At 36.7% G+C, this 18,997-nt stretch carries 17 protein-coding genes and 2 pseudogenes; 15 read left to right on the top strand and 4 right to left on the bottom strand.

Annotated features, from left to right (window positions below):
- The first annotated feature begins 3 nt into the window (after positions 1-3).
- The 11 genes and pseudogenes from LQ216_RS04315 to LQ216_RS04270 all read left to right on the top strand — a co-directional run.
- Positions 4-366 carry an iron-sulfur cluster assembly accessory protein gene (locus tag LQ216_RS04315; protein WP_230127050.1) on the top strand — a complete coding sequence of 121 codons (363 nt, stop codon included), beginning with the start codon at positions 4-6 and terminating at the stop codon, positions 364-366.
- Positions 367-517: 151 nt separating this feature from the next.
- Complete coding sequence (locus LQ216_RS04310; protein WP_230127048.1) at positions 518-1,549, top strand: tyrosine-type recombinase/integrase; 1,032 nt, start codon at positions 518-520, stop codon at positions 1,547-1,549.
- A gap of 100 nt (positions 1,550-1,649) precedes the next feature.
- The gene (locus tag LQ216_RS20325) at positions 1,650-1,775 is read left to right on the top strand and encodes a hypothetical protein (RefSeq protein ID WP_290369222.1); all 126 of its coding nucleotides are present in this window, start codon (positions 1,650-1,652) and stop codon (positions 1,773-1,775) included.
- 254 nt (positions 1,776-2,029) lie between these two features.
- Positions 2,030-3,457, top strand: coding sequence for a hypothetical protein (locus LQ216_RS04305; RefSeq protein WP_230127046.1), 1,428 nt, complete (start codon positions 2,030-2,032; stop codon positions 3,455-3,457).
- Positions 3,458-3,827: 370 nt separating this feature from the next.
- Complete coding sequence (locus LQ216_RS04300; RefSeq protein WP_230127044.1) at positions 3,828-4,364, top strand: RNA polymerase sigma factor; 537 nt, start codon at positions 3,828-3,830, stop codon at positions 4,362-4,364.
- Complete coding sequence (locus LQ216_RS04295) at positions 4,339-5,745, top strand: DUF4179 domain-containing protein (RefSeq protein WP_230127042.1); 1,407 nt, start codon at positions 4,339-4,341, stop codon at positions 5,743-5,745. Before LQ216_RS04300 ends, LQ216_RS04295 begins: the two co-directional genes overlap by 26 nt.
- A 595-nt stretch (positions 5,746-6,340) precedes the next feature.
- Positions 6,341-7,534 carry an ABC transporter permease gene (locus LQ216_RS04290; protein ID WP_230127040.1) on the top strand — a complete coding sequence of 398 codons (1,194 nt, stop codon included), beginning with the start codon at positions 6,341-6,343 and terminating at the stop codon, positions 7,532-7,534.
- A gap of 464 nt (positions 7,535-7,998) precedes the next feature.
- Positions 7,999-8,547 carry a GNAT family protein gene (locus LQ216_RS04285; RefSeq protein ID WP_230127039.1) on the top strand — a complete coding sequence of 183 codons (549 nt, stop codon included), beginning with the start codon at positions 7,999-8,001 and terminating at the stop codon, positions 8,545-8,547.
- A gap of 590 nt (positions 8,548-9,137) precedes the next feature.
- Positions 9,138-9,717: pseudogene (locus tag LQ216_RS04280) on the top strand (tyrosine-type recombinase/integrase).
- Between the two features lie 276 nt (positions 9,718-9,993).
- Positions 9,994-11,373, top strand: a complete 1,380-nt coding sequence (locus LQ216_RS04275; protein WP_230127037.1) for a hypothetical protein — start codon at positions 9,994-9,996, stop codon at positions 11,371-11,373.
- Between the two features lie 157 nt (positions 11,374-11,530).
- Positions 11,531-11,647, top strand: a pseudogene (locus LQ216_RS04270) (iron-sulfur cluster assembly accessory protein); the annotation flags it as partial.
- A 72-nt stretch (positions 11,648-11,719) separates the two neighbouring features.
- On the opposite strand, the gene LQ216_RS04265 reads toward LQ216_RS04270, so the two are convergent.
- Together LQ216_RS04265 and LQ216_RS04260 are read right to left on the bottom strand one after the other, a co-directional pair.
- A complete protein-coding gene (locus LQ216_RS04265) occupies positions 11,720-12,358 on the bottom strand; it encodes an SDR family oxidoreductase (RefSeq protein ID WP_230127035.1) in 639 nt (212 codons plus the stop codon).
- Between the two features lie 147 nt (positions 12,359-12,505).
- Positions 12,506-13,498, bottom strand: a complete 993-nt coding sequence (locus tag LQ216_RS04260) for an NAD(P)/FAD-dependent oxidoreductase (protein WP_230127033.1) — start codon at positions 13,496-13,498, stop codon at positions 12,506-12,508.
- Positions 13,499-13,934: 436 nt separating this feature from the next.
- Between LQ216_RS04260 and LQ216_RS04255 the strand changes: the two genes are divergently transcribed.
- The 4 genes from LQ216_RS04255 (at position 13,935) to LQ216_RS04240 (ending at position 17,452) form a co-directional block, all read left to right on the top strand.
- The gene (locus tag LQ216_RS04255) at positions 13,935-15,152 is read left to right on the top strand and encodes an NAD(P)/FAD-dependent oxidoreductase (protein ID WP_230127031.1); all 1,218 of its coding nucleotides are present in this window, start codon (positions 13,935-13,937) and stop codon (positions 15,150-15,152) included.
- A 957-nt stretch (positions 15,153-16,109) separates the two neighbouring features.
- On the top strand, positions 16,110-16,229 hold the full coding sequence (locus LQ216_RS04250; protein WP_230127029.1) for a YuiA family protein: 120 nt from the start codon (positions 16,110-16,112) through the stop codon (positions 16,227-16,229).
- A gap of 89 nt (positions 16,230-16,318) precedes the next feature.
- Positions 16,319-16,636 (top strand): YuiB family protein, encoded by a 318-nt coding sequence (locus LQ216_RS04245; protein WP_230127027.1) that lies wholly within the window; start codon positions 16,319-16,321, stop codon positions 16,634-16,636.
- A gap of 150 nt (positions 16,637-16,786) precedes the next feature.
- Complete coding sequence (locus LQ216_RS04240) at positions 16,787-17,452, top strand: 3D domain-containing protein (protein ID WP_230127025.1); 666 nt, start codon at positions 16,787-16,789, stop codon at positions 17,450-17,452.
- 226 nt (positions 17,453-17,678) lie between these two features.
- Here LQ216_RS04240 and LQ216_RS04235 read toward each other — a convergent pair whose 3' ends face one another.
- Positions 17,679-18,479 carry a cobalamin-binding protein gene (locus tag LQ216_RS04235; RefSeq protein WP_230127023.1) on the bottom strand — a complete coding sequence of 267 codons (801 nt, stop codon included), beginning with the start codon at positions 18,477-18,479 and terminating at the stop codon, positions 17,679-17,681.
- A 10-nt stretch (positions 18,480-18,489) separates the two neighbouring features.
- Positions 18,490-18,972 (bottom strand): divergent PAP2 family protein, encoded by a 483-nt coding sequence (locus tag LQ216_RS04230; RefSeq protein ID WP_230127021.1) that lies wholly within the window; start codon positions 18,970-18,972, stop codon positions 18,490-18,492.
- Positions 18,973-18,997: the final 25 nt, after the last annotated feature.

Genomic DNA, 18,997 nt, shown 5'->3' with positions numbered 1-18,997 from the left:
TATATGAGTGAAGAGTTACAATTAACGGAAGCGGCAGCTTTTCAAATAAAAGAAATGATGAAGCATAATGGCGAAGAAGGCTCTTTCTTAAGAGTAGCTGTAAAAGGTGGTGGTTGCAGCGGACTTTCTTATGGTATGGGCTTTGAACAGGAAGCAGCCGAAAAGGATCAGCAGCTTGAACAGTTCGGCATCCATATTCTCGTCGATAGCCAGGATGCCCCGATTTTGAACGGAATTAAAATTGATTACAAGCAGTCCATGATGGGCGGCGGATTCACGATTGATAATCCAAACGCGATTGCCTCGTGCGGTTGCGGATCGTCATTCCGTACAGCGGTAAATGCCGGTACACCGGAGAATTGCTAAGGATAGGGTTATGAATTACATTGAAATTTTGAGTGTACACAAGTCTCAAAAGATGTGTTAACAACCCTAAAAGCAATAAATTAAGGTTGTGAATTACATGCCTTCTCGATAGTTAATGTTGAAAAACATTACTATTTGAGGAGGCTTTTTTATGTCTTTAAACAAGCGAATAAGGAAAAAACCAGTAGGGAAAATGTCCAATCAAAAGGAATATCCAAAATTAACGATGGAACAAGCAATTGACCTAGTTGTTTCTGGAAAGAGTGCAGAAGGTTTAAGAGAACGGACATTAAAGGATTATCGAAAGGATTGGGGATATTTCGTTACTTGGCTTCAAAATAATTATGAAATTGAAACTGTAGATGAACTTTCACCTCAGATATTTCGTGACTACATCAATTATTTGAAATACGATGCACCAAAGTATAATGGGCATAAATTTATTCAAAGTGACCAAGGCATAGGCTTATCCGAAACAACCATTAATATTCGACTCAGGGTGTATCGTGCCATGTTTAATTTTCTTGAGCGGGAAGATTTAATCGAGGTTAACCCGATGTCAGGTGTACGGTTATTAAAACAGGATATAGACCTTACAAACTGTTTTACTGATGAAGAAGTTAAAGAGTTACTAAAGCAGCCAAATCAACGAGATTATGTTGGATATAGAGATTATGTAGCCATGGTTTTGTTATTAGACAGTGGAATCAGAGCCAATGAACTACTTAGCTTACGTGCAGGGGATGTTGATTTCCAAACAAGGTTTATTACACTTGGCGGGGAGAAAAATAAAAATCGTAAACCTCGGATTGTTCCGATTTCTGCACATACAGTTAAATTACTGTTGCAACTGATTAATGAAAATAAAAAGCATTTTTCAACGGATAGGATATTCCTTTCTTCATACGGAGAACCGCTTGGTCAAAATCATTTCAACAAGCGTCTTAAGTATTACGGAGAAAAAGCAGGAATAGAAGGCAAAAAGGTAACCGCTCACGTATACAGGCATACTTGGGCAAAGTATATGACCTTAAATGGGTGCGATGCTTTTACACTGCAAAAGATGGGCGGATGGTCAGATATAAGGACAATGAGAAGGTACATTCAGATGGACACTGACGACCTTAGAAAAAGTCATGATACATTCTCACCAGTAATGAAGATGGTAACAAAGAGAAGGTAAAAAATAATTAAGGAGTGACATCTTCGGTCACTCCTTTTGATTTTCTAATTAATTTACTGTATTGGTGTATCACTATATTGAAAAAATAAGGAGAAAGTAGGTGAACAAAGTGTCAAAAAAATGGACACTTGAAAATGCAGTAAAGAAGTTTAAACCAGAAAAGATAGAATCATTGAAGAGGAATAAAGGTAATTTAAACAAACGTGAATTAGAATCTCTTATCTAAGAAATTGAATGTTATTATGAAGAGGTTTGGTATGAAGGCATTGGTAAGAATCGAATCATTTACACAGATAAGAAGCGAAAAGAAAAAGTTCCGAAAGAAGACAAGCGACATTTCAATAAAGGAATAGCACCGTCTCATTCAAAGCACCTAGCACTAATAGTTATGAGTAAGATGGATGGCATAGATAACAAGGCGAGGACTAGAATGGTTGGGCGACCTATTTTGGACTTATATCACCAGCTGAGCAAGATATCATGAGTGGTATTTACAGTGAAGAAGTAATTAAGCCATACAAAGAGTACATGATTAGATTAGGTATCTTAGCGGATGGAGAAGAGAAGGTATTTCAAGACATTGCATATACATTAAGGAACGTAAGTAAAGGACAATTACAGACTGTATTTAATCAAGCTTCAGGAATGGGTATGATTAGGATAATCTCCTCATGGAAAGGTAAGGTGAAAGCTTCCAGAGAGCCGATTGACATAGATGAAGCAATAGCAATGGAAATTAATTACATCGAAGCCGAGTTACTCAAAAAGCATGAAATCTCTAAATCATATTCACTAATGTTTAAGAACTCACCAAAGACTAAAGCTTTTAAAGCTGATTGGCTTGACTATATCGAGAATGTTGAAGATGCCGAAGGCGATGCAATGCGATTGCAATATATTTATGAAGTGTTCCAAATCGAGGTTCTAAACAAAAACGCACTTGATGAGTTCATTAAGGCACATTATCCTTTTGAGATTGATTCATTCAAGCTGCAAGAAAATGAACAGGCATACCATAGCAAGTTGCTAGATTATGTTTTAGGAAATGCTCAAAAGGAACATGACAATTACTTGATGAAGAAGCAGGGCAAAAAAGTTCAAAATAAAGAAGCTATGAAAGAAATCATGATTGGGTTAGGACTAACAGAAGAAGAAGCCACTGCATTTGTTAGGGAACAGGAAGAAGAGGAGGTCGATTTGAACCAAAAAGAGCCTTCACCGTATGTGTCTCTACTTGAGAGTGATAAGTATGTTGATTGCATTAGAAACATCCATATCCAATTGCATAGCATGAATGAGATTGACATTAAAGAAATCAAAGCTGTTCAAAAAATGATTGATGAAGATAGAAGGAAAGAATTTGAACAGTTAGGACTGGATAATCCAGAACAAATAGAGAGTAATAAAAGTGAAAAGAATGGAATTCATAATTATGATGAATCCTCTGTGAATATTGAACAGCATGAAGAATTGACTAAGAAAGAACAAATTAAACAAAATCAAGCTAATCAAACCAATAAGGAGAATGGAGTAGAAAACCTTAAACAAAAGGGTATTACCACTATAGCTAAATCAAATATTGAACCTACCAATCACAATAATGAAATCTTGGATGATGAATATATGGCAGCAATAGAAGACATTAGAGATGAGATTCGTGAGTATGAAGAAAAGTATGGAGATAAAGCTATGGAATACTTGAGACTTGACTCTGTTATTATGGAGTTGGCAAGAGAGGTTAAAGCAGAAGAAAGTATAGCCGAGTATAAACAGAAATTGCAACGTGAAAAGGAAGCAGAGAGTAGGAAATGGGATAAGCTGTTTGAGGGAGGACAGACTGTGAAGTGGAGGCAAACTACAAACAATCCGTTAGAAGTATTTCAAAGGATTAGGAATGGTGGAAAATGATAAGGAGAACTCATATTTGAGTCTCTCCTTTTTTTTTGTGCATTGGAGCGGATGGTTGGACATAGGGTGATTTTCAAGACGCAGCTGCCCAACGATTAATAAAACTGTGATTTCATTAAGAGTTACAGAATCTCAATCCTCCCTGCTTTTTGATACTAATCTAAAAAAGATGATTGTTCTAACTAGAAGGTAAGCCAAGATAGTGGCTTACCTTCTTTGTTTATCTACGAATTCAAGTTTCTATGGAAAATGATGTTTTTTAATACCAGTATCGATACCGACAATTTCAAAAAAATTTGGTAAAATAACCACAACTTTTAGTTAACTCATACGTCTAAGTATTGAACATTCATGAAAGGAGGGGTGGTATTTGTTAGAGCATAAAAAGGAAGAAATGTCTGATTGGTATGACCAACATAGCAAATCTATACTAAGCTTTATTTTACTTATGGTAAAAGATTATCAGCAAGCGGAGGATTTAACTCACGATACATTTGTAAAGGCGTACTTATATTATGATTCATTTAAACATTATTCCAGTGAAAAAACATGGCTCTTTAGTATTGCCCATAATATTACTGTCGATTTTTTAAGGAAACGTAAACCAGCCACGTTTTTTAAAGAGATTTTTCTAATGCAAAAAGACCACGTCCCATTGCCAGAAGAAATTTTTCAATTAAAAGAAGAATCATTTGAACTTTATAAAGCATTGGGAGAACTTAAAGATACATATAGAAAGGTAATAATTTTAAGAAAAATCAAAGGGTTTTCAATTGAAGATACTGCAAAGATATTAAATTGGTCTGAGAGTAAAGTGAAATCAACTCTTTTTAGAGCAACTCCAGCATTAAAAAAACAATTACTAAAGGAGGGATATTCAAGTGAGGAAGCAATACGAAGATACTGAATTTGATAGTCCATTGAAAAAGCTTGATTCCGATTTTTTGTGGAAGACAAAACAAAAACAAGATTTGAAAAATCGAATTTTAACTGATATTGAACTATTAGAATCGCAAGGAAAACATACGTTAGCATATAAAAAGAATCCTAGACCATTTGTTATTTCGGCAGTTTTGGCTGCAACAATTTTCATCTCATCAAGTTTTATTTCACCTACAATTTCAAGTGTTATGGCGGATGTACCTTTACTAGGAAAAATATATCTGTCTTTTAACGACTTAGTTGGAAGAAACTTAGAATCACAAAAATTAATAACAACATTAAATGAGACATCGACCAGTAAAGGTATAGATGTTTCAATTACGAGTGCCTATTATGATGGGGCAATTATTGGGGTGACTTTTAATGTTAAGGGAGATTTGAAGACCGAAAAAAACGGTAATGTTTTTGGCTTTTATGAGATATTCGATGGCAAGGAAGGTATATCTGATAGTAAAGAAGTCGTATATATGAAGCCCTCTAAAAATGGATTTGTTGGTCATATTCAATTAAGTTATCCTAAAACTGAATTACCTTCGAATACTACATTCCCATTAGAATTCAAAATGGTTGGAGATAAAAAAGGAAGTTGGAGGTTCGATGTTCCGATTAGCCAATTACCATATGAAACGGAAACAATTGATAAACAAATTATCCAAGAAAATGCAGGTGTTAAAGTTAAATTTGATTCAATTATTGTAGGTAAAGCATCAACTGCTATCAACTATACAGCTACTTTCCTTATTGAAGGAAAACAAGACCAAGTAAGGTTGGAGGCATACGATGATACGAGTAACGAAATTAATATCTCCCAAGATGGTATTGACCTAGAAACAACTAAAGAAAAGGATAAAATTATTGTTAAAGGGAGAAGTATCATTCCAGAATCATTAAAAGGAAAAACAAGTTATATAGAGGTACATCCGAAAGTAGCCTTAAGTCAACCAGACCAATTTGTATCATTAAATCAGCCAACACCTATTGAAATAAAGGCTAATAGGCAAAGATTGTCAGTGGAAGTTGAAAATATTACTGTTAAAGATAAGAGTGTCACTGTCGATTTTCAAGTTAATAATGGTGATAAAAGGAATTGGAACTTTATGTTCTTTAAGGATTTTGCTCGTAACGATATCACTTTAGTTAAAGAATCAGAGAAAGAGATATATAAAGAACCAATCAAACATTCTGTCGAAACTGTTAAGAAAGACGATTTGCGATTTAGAAGCACTTTTGATATTAGCAAGCTTGATGATTTTAGCCAAAGTAAATATATATTAAGGGTTAATATGGGAATTTTAAGTGCGAATATACCTGTTGAGTTAGAGAAAGTTAAAATTGATATAAATTAGCTAACAATATTGAACCAAAAAAAATATTCCAATTACTGATGCAATAGTTGTACATTCGATGAAGAACTTGGAAACTTTCCAAGTTCTTTTTTAGTATCGATTTGAACCCGATAAGTGGAAAACAGATGAGTTTATAATGTACCCTGTCCATAGACGCTCACAATGGCTCGTGGTGCGTTTTAAGAGTCTTCTCCCCCTTCTTCTTATGTTGTTGTATTTTAGGATTGAATCTGAGGCATTATATAAGCCTAATGTGGTGTATTTATTTCCCTTAAAAAAGGCTATATTTTTTGTGATGGAATGTACTTAAACTGACTGGCTTCTTAGTGAAAGAAGGGATGCAATTCGAATGGAGAATATTCAGTCATAAGTAGGTATTGGAGTAATATTTTATTGGAGGAATTATTTTGAAACGTTTTCTCATAGGTGTATAGGTTATAATGATTATACTTATTGGAATGTATTTTTTGACTACTACTGGTGCTTAATTATTTTACTTTTCAAACAACGGGGGTAATTTTACAAAAAGAAAAAAGCTAATTGAAATATACAATAGTGCCATTAGGATATTATTCAATGAAAGTATGGTGTACTAATGGATATAAAATCTTTATGGGAGTTAAGAGTTAAGGAATTTTATAGAAAAATGTTCAGGTACTATTCAATCATTGGTGCGAATGTAGTTTATTTTTTTCTGGTCATTGGTAGTATCTTTATTTATTATTTTCATTTATTTCTTCAGTGGATGCCTCCTCACATATCAGTTGAGGTAATCTTATCCCTGTTTATAACCTTTCTTTTAATACGGACAAAAGTTCGAACATTTATTAAAAGAGCAGATATAGTCTTTTTGTTGCCGTTAGAATGGGAGTTAAAGCCGTATTTTATTAAATCACTTGGATATAGTTTTGTTATTGATACGATTAAATTGCTCAGTTTCATTTCTGTTTTCTTATCCCTATTTTTACACACAACTAAAATTAATCTTCACATCCTTTTTTTTATAATTGGGATTGTTGCTTATAACATTTTAATGAAATGGACTGAACAATGGATAGAGAACTATGTACAATCTATGTTACATAGCTTGATGAGGATTTTTTCAGTATATTTAATGTGTTATTTTTTGTTTAATAATGACTGGATTTTTGAGTTTGTTTTAATGAGTATAAATTTCTTCTATTTAATTTATTTTATAGGAAAAAAAAGAAATCTGAATTGGCAGTGGCTAATAGCCGAAGAAGAAAGTGCCTTATTAAGAAACTTTAAATTTATTAATGTTTTCATGGATGTTCCTAATCTTAAACGTTCTTATCGTCATAGACGTTTGCTCACTATGATTGTGAAAAGGTTTATTCCATATAGTCAAAGTCGTACATTTGTATATTTATACTTACACTTGTTTGTCAGATATAATGATTACTTTTATCTTTATTTAAGGCTAACTCTAATTGGTATATTTGTTAATTATGCTGTGCCAACAAATGGTTGGATTTTTAATCTCCTAATTTTATTTATGACTGGATTTCAAGTAATCCCTTTACAACATGAAATTAAACAAAGTGTATTACTTTATCCAATTTCTAAATCCCAGAAGAATGATTCTTTCTTAAAGTTTGTCTTGATTATATTATATGCACAATTTTTCATACTATCTTTCGCTATGTTGATTCATACTTCTACTGCTAAAATATACTATCTTGTAATTGGAAGTTTATTTGTTTATGTATTTGTATATTTCTTTGTATCAAAGAGAGTCAATATCTCAGGAAGTGCCTTTAAAGAATAGCATGGTATTAAACTAAATGGAGCGTTTCTGTACTAGCAGGAACGCTTTTTTGTATTATGCTAAAGGGTTTAACCATCACATAGCCGCTCAGAATGGCTCGTGGTGGCGGTTTGAGAGTCTTCCTTACTTATCATCACCTCTTCCCCTCCCTTTAATTGAAGATGTGCTTAAAATTGAATCTGAGACATTATGTAAGCCTCATGTGAGGGATGCTCCTTATCTAAACCTATTTTGGAATGAAGTGTCATCTAAACGACACTCTGTTCAGATGGTTGTAACGGTAAGGTGGAAAAAGAGAGGTCTTCACCCTATTACCTATCAGTATTAAGATGCAAGGCTTAAAAGGAAAATTTTTTGTTTGTATTATTGTCAAGTGAAATAGTGAAATTTTTAGGAGGAAATAAAGGCAAGGACGAGAACTATATATTTAAAGGGAATTTAGTGAAGTTTTGGAGGAAATGGTTGTGTGTTATAAGGATAATGAATTAATTGTTCGACCAATAATTGATGGCGATTTACCAAAACTATGGGAGTTAATGTATAAAGAAGAATCTCCCGAATGGAAAAAGTGGGATGCACCTTATTTCGAACTTAAGCGAGTTCCATATGAAGAGTTTTTATCGAACAAAGAAACTATTGTAAATCAAGACAATCGATGGGTTATTGAAGTAAATGGAGAGGTTATTGGGACAGTAAATTATTATTGGGAGCATAAGCCATCGAATTGGCTCGAAATGGGGATAGCAATTTATAATCCAAACTTTTGGAGTGGAGGTTATGGCACTAGAGTTTTTCGTTTATGGATTAATCATCTGTTTAACACCTTACCTTTGGTTCGTGTAGGGTTTGCCACTTGGTCAGGTAATGAACGTATGATTAAGCTTGGTGAAAAACTTGGAATGAAAATGGAGGCTAGGCTTAGAAAGTGTCGTTTTTATAATGGAAATCATTATGATTCTATCCGTATGGGACTTCTACGAGAAGAATGGGAATCAAATCCAATATTCCGCTAAAGCGTTTCTGGATAAAGTAGGAATGCTTTTTGGTGTTGTGGTAATACAAGGTTAGGGGAAGCATCAACAGTTCATATTCACACGCCTACAGAGGCTCAGTATGGCTCGTGGTTGGGGGTCTAGAGTTTCCTCCAATCCTCTTTCCCTTCCAGTAATCTAAGATGCTAACGATTGAATCTGAGGGTATTTTGGAAGCCTTTAGTGACTCCTTAGTATGTTGGCATAAATCAGAAACCACTCTCATTCACAAACTTGTATTCGGTAAATTTCCGACACGACACAAAAAATGGATGTGTTATAGTGCGGTAAAGTGATAAAACAGGAAGTAATAAGCTGATGTTGTTCGAAAAGGATAATCTAAATCGAATATGTTTCCCATTAAGTGATATTAAAAGAATAGATATCGCTTCATTTTTGTGTTTTTATCGGAAGCTTGCGAATTTGTACTGCTCAAGATGAATGTAAACTAATAGATAAAAGTTAACATTCATTTCATTGATAATAATAGACTTCCTCTATTTTTGGTGATATGCTATGGATACAATATAAAAGTATACATTCAAATCATTGATAATAAAGGAGTCGTTAGCATGACTAAAAAAGAACACTTAATCGATGTACAACCAATCAGAAGCAAGGCTCAAATAGAAGATATGAAGTGGGCATTAAAGAGGCACTGTTCAGGGCGAGACTATATCCTATTCCTAATCGGAATCAACACAGGACTGCGAGTGAGTGATATCTTGAATCTGAAAAAAGAATCCATCATCAAGTTGAAATCAAAGAAGCGTAAGGAGTTTCAAATCAAAGAGGGCAAGACAAAGAAGGCAAGAACAATTAATATCACATCTATCTTTAATGAAGTATTTACATATGCCTCAGAACTTGATAGTGAGTGTCTATTTCCTTCTCGTAAAGGTGATAAGCCAATAGCCAATAAGCAAGATTCAAGCCTATAGACAGCTTCAAAAGGCGGGAGATTTCGCAGGAATCGAGTCAATAGGAACTCATACTATGAGGAAGACATTCGGCTATCACTTCTATAAGCAGACCAACAATGTGGCAATGCTTCAAGAGATACTGAATCATTCACACCCAAAGATTACACTTACCTATATTGGCATCAACAAAGAAGAGACGGACAATGAACTGGATAACTTTAGCCTATAGGGACTCTCCAAGAGTCTCTTTTTCATTTCCTATCGGTATGGGGGGATGAATTCAACATTTTCATGGGGGTTATGGACGGGAGATGGGATAGGTTGCCTCATCTCCACATCCCAAAAATTCAAAAGTTGCCGAGACAAATCGAACAACTCGACAACATCATATAAAAAGTGCATATTGATAATATAAAATTAAAGGGAACTCAACATTACTTAGTGAATTAATGTCTATTTCCACATTTTTTGTTGGAGCGGATTAAAACATTTAAGGGGTTACGGTATGTACAAGAATGAAATACAAAAGAATCCATTTGATAGAGGAATACCCTCTGGAAACAATCCAATTGTAATAGTAGTTCATACAGAATATTTTAGTGAACATTATGAACAATTATCTAAATCTGTAAGGAAACTTATTGACATTTCTAAGCTTCCTTTTGTTTCCTTGTTATTTTTACCTGTGAGAGAAGCGAATAATCATTTAATAGCATTATTCCAAAAGGAAAACATTGAATTCAGTTCATATATAGATACAAAGTATTCTCAAGAAAAAGTTGCACTGAAGTATAACGGGAAAGAAAAAGGGATTTTAAATGGTAATTTATCAAAGTGGGGAGCAGTGTATGTTGGAGAAAGTAAGGTTAGAGTATTGGATTCACAAGCAATAGCACACATTAATCCAGATTACTTTGTAATGAGTAAGGATGATGAGTTTTATGAAAGAAACAGTATAAATGCTAAAAAGATAACTATTAACGAACTTTTACAGGAACTACGAATACTTTTAGTTTATTACGGTATTTTTTATGACCGTCCAAATAGTAGAATTTATGGTGAAGAGACATATTACTCATATAGAGTCAGAATTAATTTTCCACGACTTATTGAATCAAGTATCAAATGGGATTCAATTTCAAATGAAGAAATTTCCATTCATCCCTCGAATTTTGGAAGTTTACATCAGAGGTTGTATTTAATATCCAAGGCATTAGATAAAATAGATTTTCATTCACTAAAAAACCCAAACAATGATACATTGGATGAATGTCTTTATCATCTAGGTTATATGATTATGTTGGTAACAGGTGCGTTTGATGGAATAGCTTGGATTATTAAAGACTTTTACAAATTTGAAATAAATCCGCAGAAAATTTCTATTCAAGTTCCATTGAAGAAAAAAAATACTGATTTTATAAAGAAGTTATCTGTGTTCAATCCTAAACTGTATGCCTTTTTATTAGATGAGGTAACCCAGAAAAAAATCAATATTATTTACCAAATTAGGCACTCTTTACAACATAGAACTTTTATTCAAGGAATGGGTTATTCTACATCCGACAAGAAATTACCAAATTTATTATTTTTGCCACATGAGTCACCAGACCTTTTTGAAAGTTTAAGTATAAAGGAATCTAATTTCTGGGGGTTTAATTCAAAAATTAATGAAGGAAAATTATTTGATTTACGTACATTTGCACACAGAATTTTTGAAGTTACCCGTGAACTTGTGAACGATTCTCTATCATTAATAAATTGGGAGTTACCTCTTGGGTCACTTACAGGTGAAGAGACAAAAAAGTTGGAAGAAAAATTAGAGCATTTTAAAAAATTCAAGACTTATTATTATAGTGTAGGAAAAGAATCAATATATTTTAATTAGTCATTAGGTATGGTGCGGCTATTACTTGAAATGTGTAAAGGATTTGGGTATTCTTAGGTTAACGACATTAACAATCGAGTTGGCTTGCAATTAACAACCATGCTTGCAATTTATAACCCTCAAAAATACAAATAAACCTTTATATATCAACATTCTTAAGCAGTCCATGATGGGCGGCGGATTCACGATTGATAATCCAAACGCGATTGCCTCGTGCGGTTGCGGATCGTCATTCCGTACAGCGGTAAATGCCGGTACACCGGAGAATTGTTAATAACCAGATAAAACAGGGAGACCCGGCGCAAATGTCAGGGGCCTCCCTGTTTTTTTATACAATACAACTATCTTATAAATGATTTAAAGCTTCTTCTATGGGAACATTGCCGTTTAATATTTCAAACGTTTTGTTTTTTGTCGATTCCAGCATTAGGGACTCAACCAGGACCTTGGCAACATCTCCTCTGGTAATTTCCCCCTTATTATTTTCCAGCTTTGTCTGGGCGATGATTTCACCGGTCGGTTCACCATCTGTCAGAAATCCAGGGCGGACGATTGTAAATGCTAAACCACTACTTAGCAAGTGCTCGTCAGCGTCGTGTTTTGCCTGGAAATAGGGCTGCATTTCCTTGACGCCTTGCTCCGGATGGTCGGCACCCATGGAACTGAGCATGACAAAATGATTGACATCGTTTTTCTTCGCAGTATCAATCAGTCTAATCGCTCCATTTCTGTCAACGTCGATTGTTTTTTCGGGTCCGGTTTTTGAGCCTGATCCTGCAGCGAAAATGACGGCATCGATATCTTTAAAGGCATGGTTAGTGTCTTTTTCAAGGTCTGCCAGTACCGGCACTGCCCCCAGTTCTTTCATTTTTTCAGATTGTTCTTCCTTTCGAATCATTGCCTTAACGGTATGTCCATTTTGCGCTAAAAGATCGACAAGGATTTTGCCTGTTTTTCCGTTTGCCCCTGCTATTAAAATGTTCAAAATATATCATCCTTTCACGTTGCTTTTGGTATGCAAGGTTTTTGTTATACATGCCTTATCACCACTATAGTGTTTGTACCCGCTGTTGTTTTTAGTAAACAAAAAAAGGCCTGCATATACGGCTTAGCAGGCCTTTTTAAATGAACATTAAAACATGGAAGTACTGTGCAGGGGTTGGACGCGCGCTTTAGGGTCGATATATTGCTTCGCGTTATTGACGGCAGTTGGCGCTTCACCGAAACCGGTTGCGATTAACTTTGCCTTCCCATCGTACGTGCAGATATCGCCTGCAGCATAGATGCCCGGGATATTTGTTTCCATTTTAGAATTCACCACAATGGAGTTCTTCTGAATTTCAAGGTCCCACTCTTTAATCGGGCCGAGTGAAGAAACGAAACCGTAGTTAACAATAACTGCGTCCACATCGAGTATTTCTTTTTCCTCCCCGTTAGCGCCTTCCAAAACGACCTGTTTTATTTCATTGCCCTCGCCAATGACTTCAGCCGGGACATAGGGGGTTTTTATTTCCACCTTGGAATTTTTAAGATTTTCGACACTGTGTTCATGTGCGCGGAATTTATCGCGGCGGTGCACAATCGTCACTTTTTCCGCAATCGGTTCAAGCATCAACGCCCAGTCAACCGCTGAGTCTCCACCGCCGAAGACAACGACCTTTTGGCCTGAGAATTTATTCAAATCATCGATAAAGTAATGCAGATTCTTTCCTTCATATTGATGGGCTTCTTCCAATTCAATGCGGCGAGGCTGGAATGCACCGTTGCCTGCAGTGATAATGACGGTTTTTGTATAGTGAATTTCTTTATCAGTCGTAAGCTTAAAAATGCCGTCTGCTTGCTTTTCCAGTTTTTCAACAGCCTGCTCAAGAGCAATCGTCTGTTCAAATTTTGCCATTTGTTCTTTCAGGTTGTTAACCAGCTCCTGTGCCCTGACTTTCGGAAAGCCTGCTACATCATATATGTACTTTTCCGGATAGAGCGCAGATAATTGTCCACCTAGCTGTGGAAGACTTTCGATAATCTTAACGGATGCCTGCCTCATTCCACCATAAAATGCAGTGAATAAGCCAGTTGGGCCTCCGCCTATGATCGTAATATCGTATACCTTTTCGTTCTCCTTCAATGTAATCCTCCTCAAGTAAAAATTGTTTATTTAATATAATAGCATAAATTGCTGTCGACTAAAGAAAAAAGGCATGGAAAAACAGAGATATTGTGAAAAATAATTCATTCTTAAGAATATTCAAATAGTATCTTTTGATGCTAACAGATGATAATTACATCAATTTTCGTTACTTTCTACTTAACGTTTATTTAACAAATAAATGGTTGTAAACATGATTTTTTACTTGGAAAAGCGTTTTCAGTCTTGAAAAAGAGGATAAAAAGGAATAATATTTATTTAGACATTATTTTGTTAAGATTTTATGACTTTTTTTAGATTTATTCGTGAAGTAATTCACATTCAGTACTTTTAGCTTTTTATAATGAAGTTTGTCCAGTTGTGAAAACATATAATTATGGAAAGCAACAAAAATTGTAAAGGTGGAATTGATAACGTGAGAAAGCCGAAAATAGTTATTCTGGGTGCAGGTTACGGTGGTCTAATGACTGCAACGCGCTTGCAAAAGTCTATAGGAGTAAACGAAGCTGAAGTCGTATTAGTGAACAAGAATGATTACCATTATGAAACAACTTGGCTGCATGAAGCTTCTGCAGGCACGCTGCAACCTGATCAAGTTCGCTACGATATTCGCAGCGTCATTGACAAAAGCAAAATTGATTTCATTCAAGATACTGCGCTGGAAATTAAACCGGCTGAAAAGATCGTTAAGCTTGGAAACGGCGAAGTTTCTTATGATTACCTTGTAGTGGCTCTTGGTGGGGAATCAGAAACATTTGGAATTGAGGGGATGAAAGAGTATGCATACTCCATTTCCAACCTAAACTCTGCGCGTCAAATCCGTGGCCATATTGAATACCAATTTGCTACTTATAATACTGAAGAAATAAAGAAAGATGAGCGTTTGACAATTGTTGTCGGCGGTGCAGGCTTCACAGGGATTGAATTTCTTGGTGAATTAGCGAACCGTATTCCCGAGCTTTGCAAACAATATGATGTCGATTTCCATAAAGTACGTGTCATCTGTGTTGAAGCAGCCCCAAGCGCGTTACCGGGCTTTGATCCTGAACTTGTAAGCTATGCTGTTTCTCATCTTGAGAAAAAAGGTGTTGAGTTTAGAATCGGCACTGCCATCAAGGGCTGTACACCTGAAGGAATCATCGTGGCCAAAGGTGAAAATGAAGTGGAAGAAATTAAAGCCGGTACCGTTGTATGGGCTGCGGGCGTCCGCGGTAATTCGATCATCGAGGCTTCCGGCATCGAGGCTATGCGCGGCCGTGTCAAAGTCAATCCTGATCTCCGAGCACCAGGACATGATAATATCTTTATTATTGGGGATTGCAGCTTGATCATCAACGAAGAAATCAACCGTCCATATCCGCCTACTGCACAAATCGCGATGCAACAAGGAGAAGTCGTTGCGAAGAACCTTACAGCTTTAGTGCGTAACGAGGAAAATCTGGAAACTTTCACACCTGATATTAAAGGTACTGTTTGCTCACTTGGAGAAGACGATGCCATCGGTGTCGCATTTGGCAAGAAAATGACCGGGAAGAAGGCTTCATTCATGAAGAAAATGATCGATAACCGCGCTCTTTATATGATTGGCGGACCTTCAATGGTTATCAAAAAAGGGAAGTTCAATATTCTATAGTATTTAATCAGGAACGACTGCCGGGGATTATTCCTTGGCAGTTTTTTATTTTATCCGAATGAGTGTTTACTAAGTTGAATCAATTTCATAATTCCTTTTTATAAAGAAACACAGACCAACTGAATATTAGGTACTCAAAAATTTTCTTAAGTTTATACCTGTTGAATGGGGCTGTTGATTTCCGCTACAGGCGGGCGCTTTCCGCGGGCGGTCCGCGAGCCTCCTCGTCGCTTCGCTCCTGCGGGGTCTCACCTGGCCACGCTTTTCCCGCAGGAGTCGCCGTATCCACTCCGATCAACCCGTTTGGAAATCAGGAGTGAGTACTAACACAGCGTATATTTTGTTAACTTAACTGAGCATGGATACAAATGAAGCATTATAAATGAACGTAACGATGTCGAGTTTGTACCTGTTGAATGGGGCTGTTGATTTTCGCTACAGGCGGACGCTTTCCGCGGGCGGTCCGTGAGCCTCCTCGTCGCTTCGCTCCTGCGGGGTCTCACCTGGCCACGCTTTTCCCGCAGGGGTCGCCGTATCCGCTCCAATCAACCGGTTTGGAAATCAAGAGTGAGTACTAACACAGCCTATATTTTGGGGAGGTACTCCTTTTTTTGCGTCTCAGAACCATTGGGGCTCTTAGGGTGAAATTTATGAAATTGATTCAGTTATATTGAATAATAGGGCGAGAAAGAACAGGCTCACTGAAGCTCGATCAACCGTTCTCCTATAAGAAGAAGGCATGCAGACCCTTTTTTAACGGTCTGAATCCGAGGAACCTGTTTGGGTATATGGCATATCGAAAATATTTGTAATTTTCAGTAAATTAGATAAAAATAAAGCTAATAAGAGAAAATGATATATGTATTCGCTTACATAAACGATTATGGGATTTTCTATTTTTGAGCATTCTTGATATATTATCAGAAAATTAAAACTTTTATTCGAAAGGTGATTTTTATGATATCTAAAAATAATGAATGCGACTATTGTTCGGGAAAAGGTTATTTCCAGCTACTTCTTGGTGGCTCAGAAACCTGCTCCTGCTGCGGAGGAAGCGGAAAAAAACAAGATAATTAAAGAGAAAAGGGTTAAAGCATACGATATTGACGAGCCCCTCCTCATTAAGTACACTAGTAATGATGCTTCTTAGGGAGGGGCTAGTACAGATGTCTATACCTATATTACTTATATCCGTGCTTTTATTTTTTGTTTTATTCTTTGGAATCGGCTTTTTGCTGAATATGCTTTTTCGATCTTCCTGGATTATGGTTTTTATATTTCCTTTAGTAGCCATTTCAATCGTTAATAAAGTGAAATTAATTGAGTATTTCAGGAATCCGGGTGATTCTTTTGGACAGCTTGGGGAGAAATTCGCAGCTTTACATACTGCGGATATTATCATCTTGCTAAGCGGACTTGCTGGTGCAATTTTAGCTGGAATTGTCATTAAATTGTTACGAAAAATGGGATACCGGATGTTTTAGAGGAAAGCCAGGCTGCACGTCATGTGCAAGCCTTTTTTTTCGCTTTTTTCCTGGATTAACCGTTATTCTAAAAAAAAAATTTGTTCCCATTAGGAATACTTCTCTGTTTTTTGGGAAAATAATATTCTTGTGAGGAGTGAAAAACTTTATATGAAAAAAATATGTAAAAGGGTCGCTATTATATTGTTATTTTTATTGGCACTTCATACTACATTCGTTCACATTACCGGAGTCGACGCTAGTATGTATTTGACAGAAAGATATGATTCTTTTAAGAAGGAACCACCTGTAAATGGAGGCCGGAACGTTAATCTTGGTTCATTGCAGGTCGAAAACAGGAGTGATACGTTGACTTCGGTCACGGGACCGAAGACAATTGAGGAATCCGTGGACTTTTCCGAGTATCCCAAGCATAATGTTGTGGCAACCGGTTATACAGCAGGGTATGAATCTACTGGAAAGAATCCAGATAGCCCTTCTTATGGAATCACCTATTCGGGCGTAAAAGTGAAACGGGATTTGTATTCTACCGTTGCGGCGGACTTAACTGTATTTCCGGTGGGGACGATCCTCTTCATCCCGGATTATGGTTTTGGAGTCGTTGCAGATAAAGGCGGAGCCATAAAAGGAAACAAGCTGGATCTTTATTATGATACCGTCGATGAAGTATATAATCATTGGGGAAAAAAGACATTAGACGTATATATAATGAAGAAAGGAAACGGGGAATTATCCGAGCAAGAACTGACCGCTTTGAATGAAGATAAAGACATGCAGGTTTTCCGCCAGCAATATACCAGGAAGGCGAAAAAATAATAGCCTTCATTTCTATATAAGTGGAACTAAAGAATTACAGATTGATAAATAATATTGTTGCTTTTTGGCTCATCTAAGCTCCAACTGCATAAGCCGAAATATATTGGCGGGCAGCTATAAATTTATAAATTCAACTTATTTAGTCTATTTCCCAGCTGAAAAGGCTAATACTTATTTACCAGCAAAAACCTTGCTCCAATTTCGGGGCAAGGTTTTATGGTGTTGCTTATAAGTGTATTATTTCTAACGCCTTATATTTTTCTGGATGAAGAGTTTTCGCAAGTTTAGTCAAGCCTTCGATCAGGCGAGGGGATGGCCGGCAGTATAGAGGTTCTTCGAGAATGAGGATTTTGTCATTTTTAACGGCATCCATCTCATCCCAGCCCTTGCGTTTTTTTACCAGCGCGGGCCTGACTTTTTCTTCGGGAACGCCAACCCATGCGAGGCAAATAAAGTCGGGATTGCGTTTGATGATCTCTTCGGCTGACATCTGTACGCTTGCAAGCTCAATATCTTCCAAGAGGTTATAAGCCCCCGCTAGCCGGCTTATTTCAGTCAGCCAGTTAATGCCTCCGGGGCTAAATAACGGATTCGGCCACCATTCCCAATAAAGAGAAGGCTTGTTTGGAATAGTAGCGGAAACCTTTTTAAATTGTGCGATGATATCTAAAAACTCTTCCGCCTTTTTTACAGCCTGTTGTCTTTTTCCTACAGCTTCCCCTACTATCTTTAAATCATTGGCTATATCGTCAAGAGACTGCGGGTTTAGGACGATATGGGGAATATTTCTTTCCTCCAGCTGTTTGATGTTTTTTTCCATCCCTGGCACGCTCAAGGAAGCTAGCACCAAGTCTGGCTGCAGTTCTTCAACCCGGTCTATGTTGATCGATAAATCCGGGCCTAATTTAGGAAGGCTGGCGACCATTTCGGGCCAGTCAGAATAATCATCAACTGCGATCAGTAGATCTTCGATACCCAGATAGGCGCAAAGTTCGGTATTGCTGGGACATATTGAGATAATCCTCACATAGATTCACCTACCCTTTAAAAATAAAAAAATGAAGAACAAGTGCGATAAAGATTCCTGTCAACCCGCCAAAAAATACTTCAATCGGCTTATGGCCAAGCAGCTCTTTTAGCTTTCTTTGCTTTTGGCCTTCTTCTTTATTTTGCCATTTCTTTGCTTCCGAGACAAATACATTGAAGTCCGTAACAAGCTTATTCAATACCGCAGCCTGTTCACCCGCCTGACGCCTTACCCCTGTGGCATCGAACATCGTAATGATAGCAAATATCAAAGCAACCGCGAATACAGGCGAGGTCATCCCGGCTTCCAGTCCCACTGCTGTTGCGAGTGCAGTCACCGCAGCAGAGTGGGAGCTCGGCATTCCTCCGGTGGAGGTGAGCAGCGACCAATCCAACTTTCTAAGGGCAATATATTGAATCGGCACCTTAACGAATTGAGCGAAAAAAATCGCTGTCAAGGATGCGACTAAAGAGAAGTTCAAAAACATTTCCATGCGACCAACCTACTTTCCACTGTTA

Origin of the sequence: Bacillus sp. CECT 9360 (assembly GCF_918741275.1) — a bacterium.
Taxonomy (GTDB): domain Bacteria; phylum Bacillota; class Bacilli; order Bacillales; family DSM-1321; genus Peribacillus.
This window is presented reverse-complemented; position numbering and strand designations above follow the sequence as displayed.

What these genes read in the sequence shown, in the direction of transcription:
- LQ216_RS04250 (WP_230127029.1), top strand. Translation starts at nt 16,110, where the DNA reads ATGATATCTAAAAATAATGAATGCGACTATTGTTCGGGAAAAGGTTAT.
- LQ216_RS04245 (WP_230127027.1), top strand. Translation starts at nt 16,319, where the DNA reads ATGTCTATACCTATATTACTTATATCCGTGCTTTTATTTTTTGTTTTA.
- LQ216_RS04310 (WP_230127048.1), top strand. Translation starts at nt 518, where the DNA reads ATGTCTTTAAACAAGCGAATAAGGAAAAAACCAGTAGGGAAAATGTCC.
- LQ216_RS04305 (WP_230127046.1), top strand. Translation starts at nt 2,030, where the DNA reads ATGAGTGGTATTTACAGTGAAGAAGTAATTAAGCCATACAAAGAGTAC.
- LQ216_RS04315 (WP_230127050.1), top strand. Translation starts at nt 4, where the DNA reads ATGAGTGAAGAGTTACAATTAACGGAAGCGGCAGCTTTTCAAATAAAA.
- LQ216_RS04290 (WP_230127040.1), top strand. Translation starts at nt 6,341, where the DNA reads ATGGATATAAAATCTTTATGGGAGTTAAGAGTTAAGGAATTTTATAGA.
- LQ216_RS04240 (WP_230127025.1), top strand. Translation starts at nt 16,787, where the DNA reads ATGAAAAAAATATGTAAAAGGGTCGCTATTATATTGTTATTTTTATTG.
- LQ216_RS04230 (WP_230127021.1), bottom strand. Translation starts at nt 18,972, where the DNA reads ATGGAAATGTTTTTGAACTTCTCTTTAGTCGCATCCTTGACAGCGATT.
- LQ216_RS04275 (WP_230127037.1), top strand. Translation starts at nt 9,994, where the DNA reads ATGTACAAGAATGAAATACAAAAGAATCCATTTGATAGAGGAATACCC.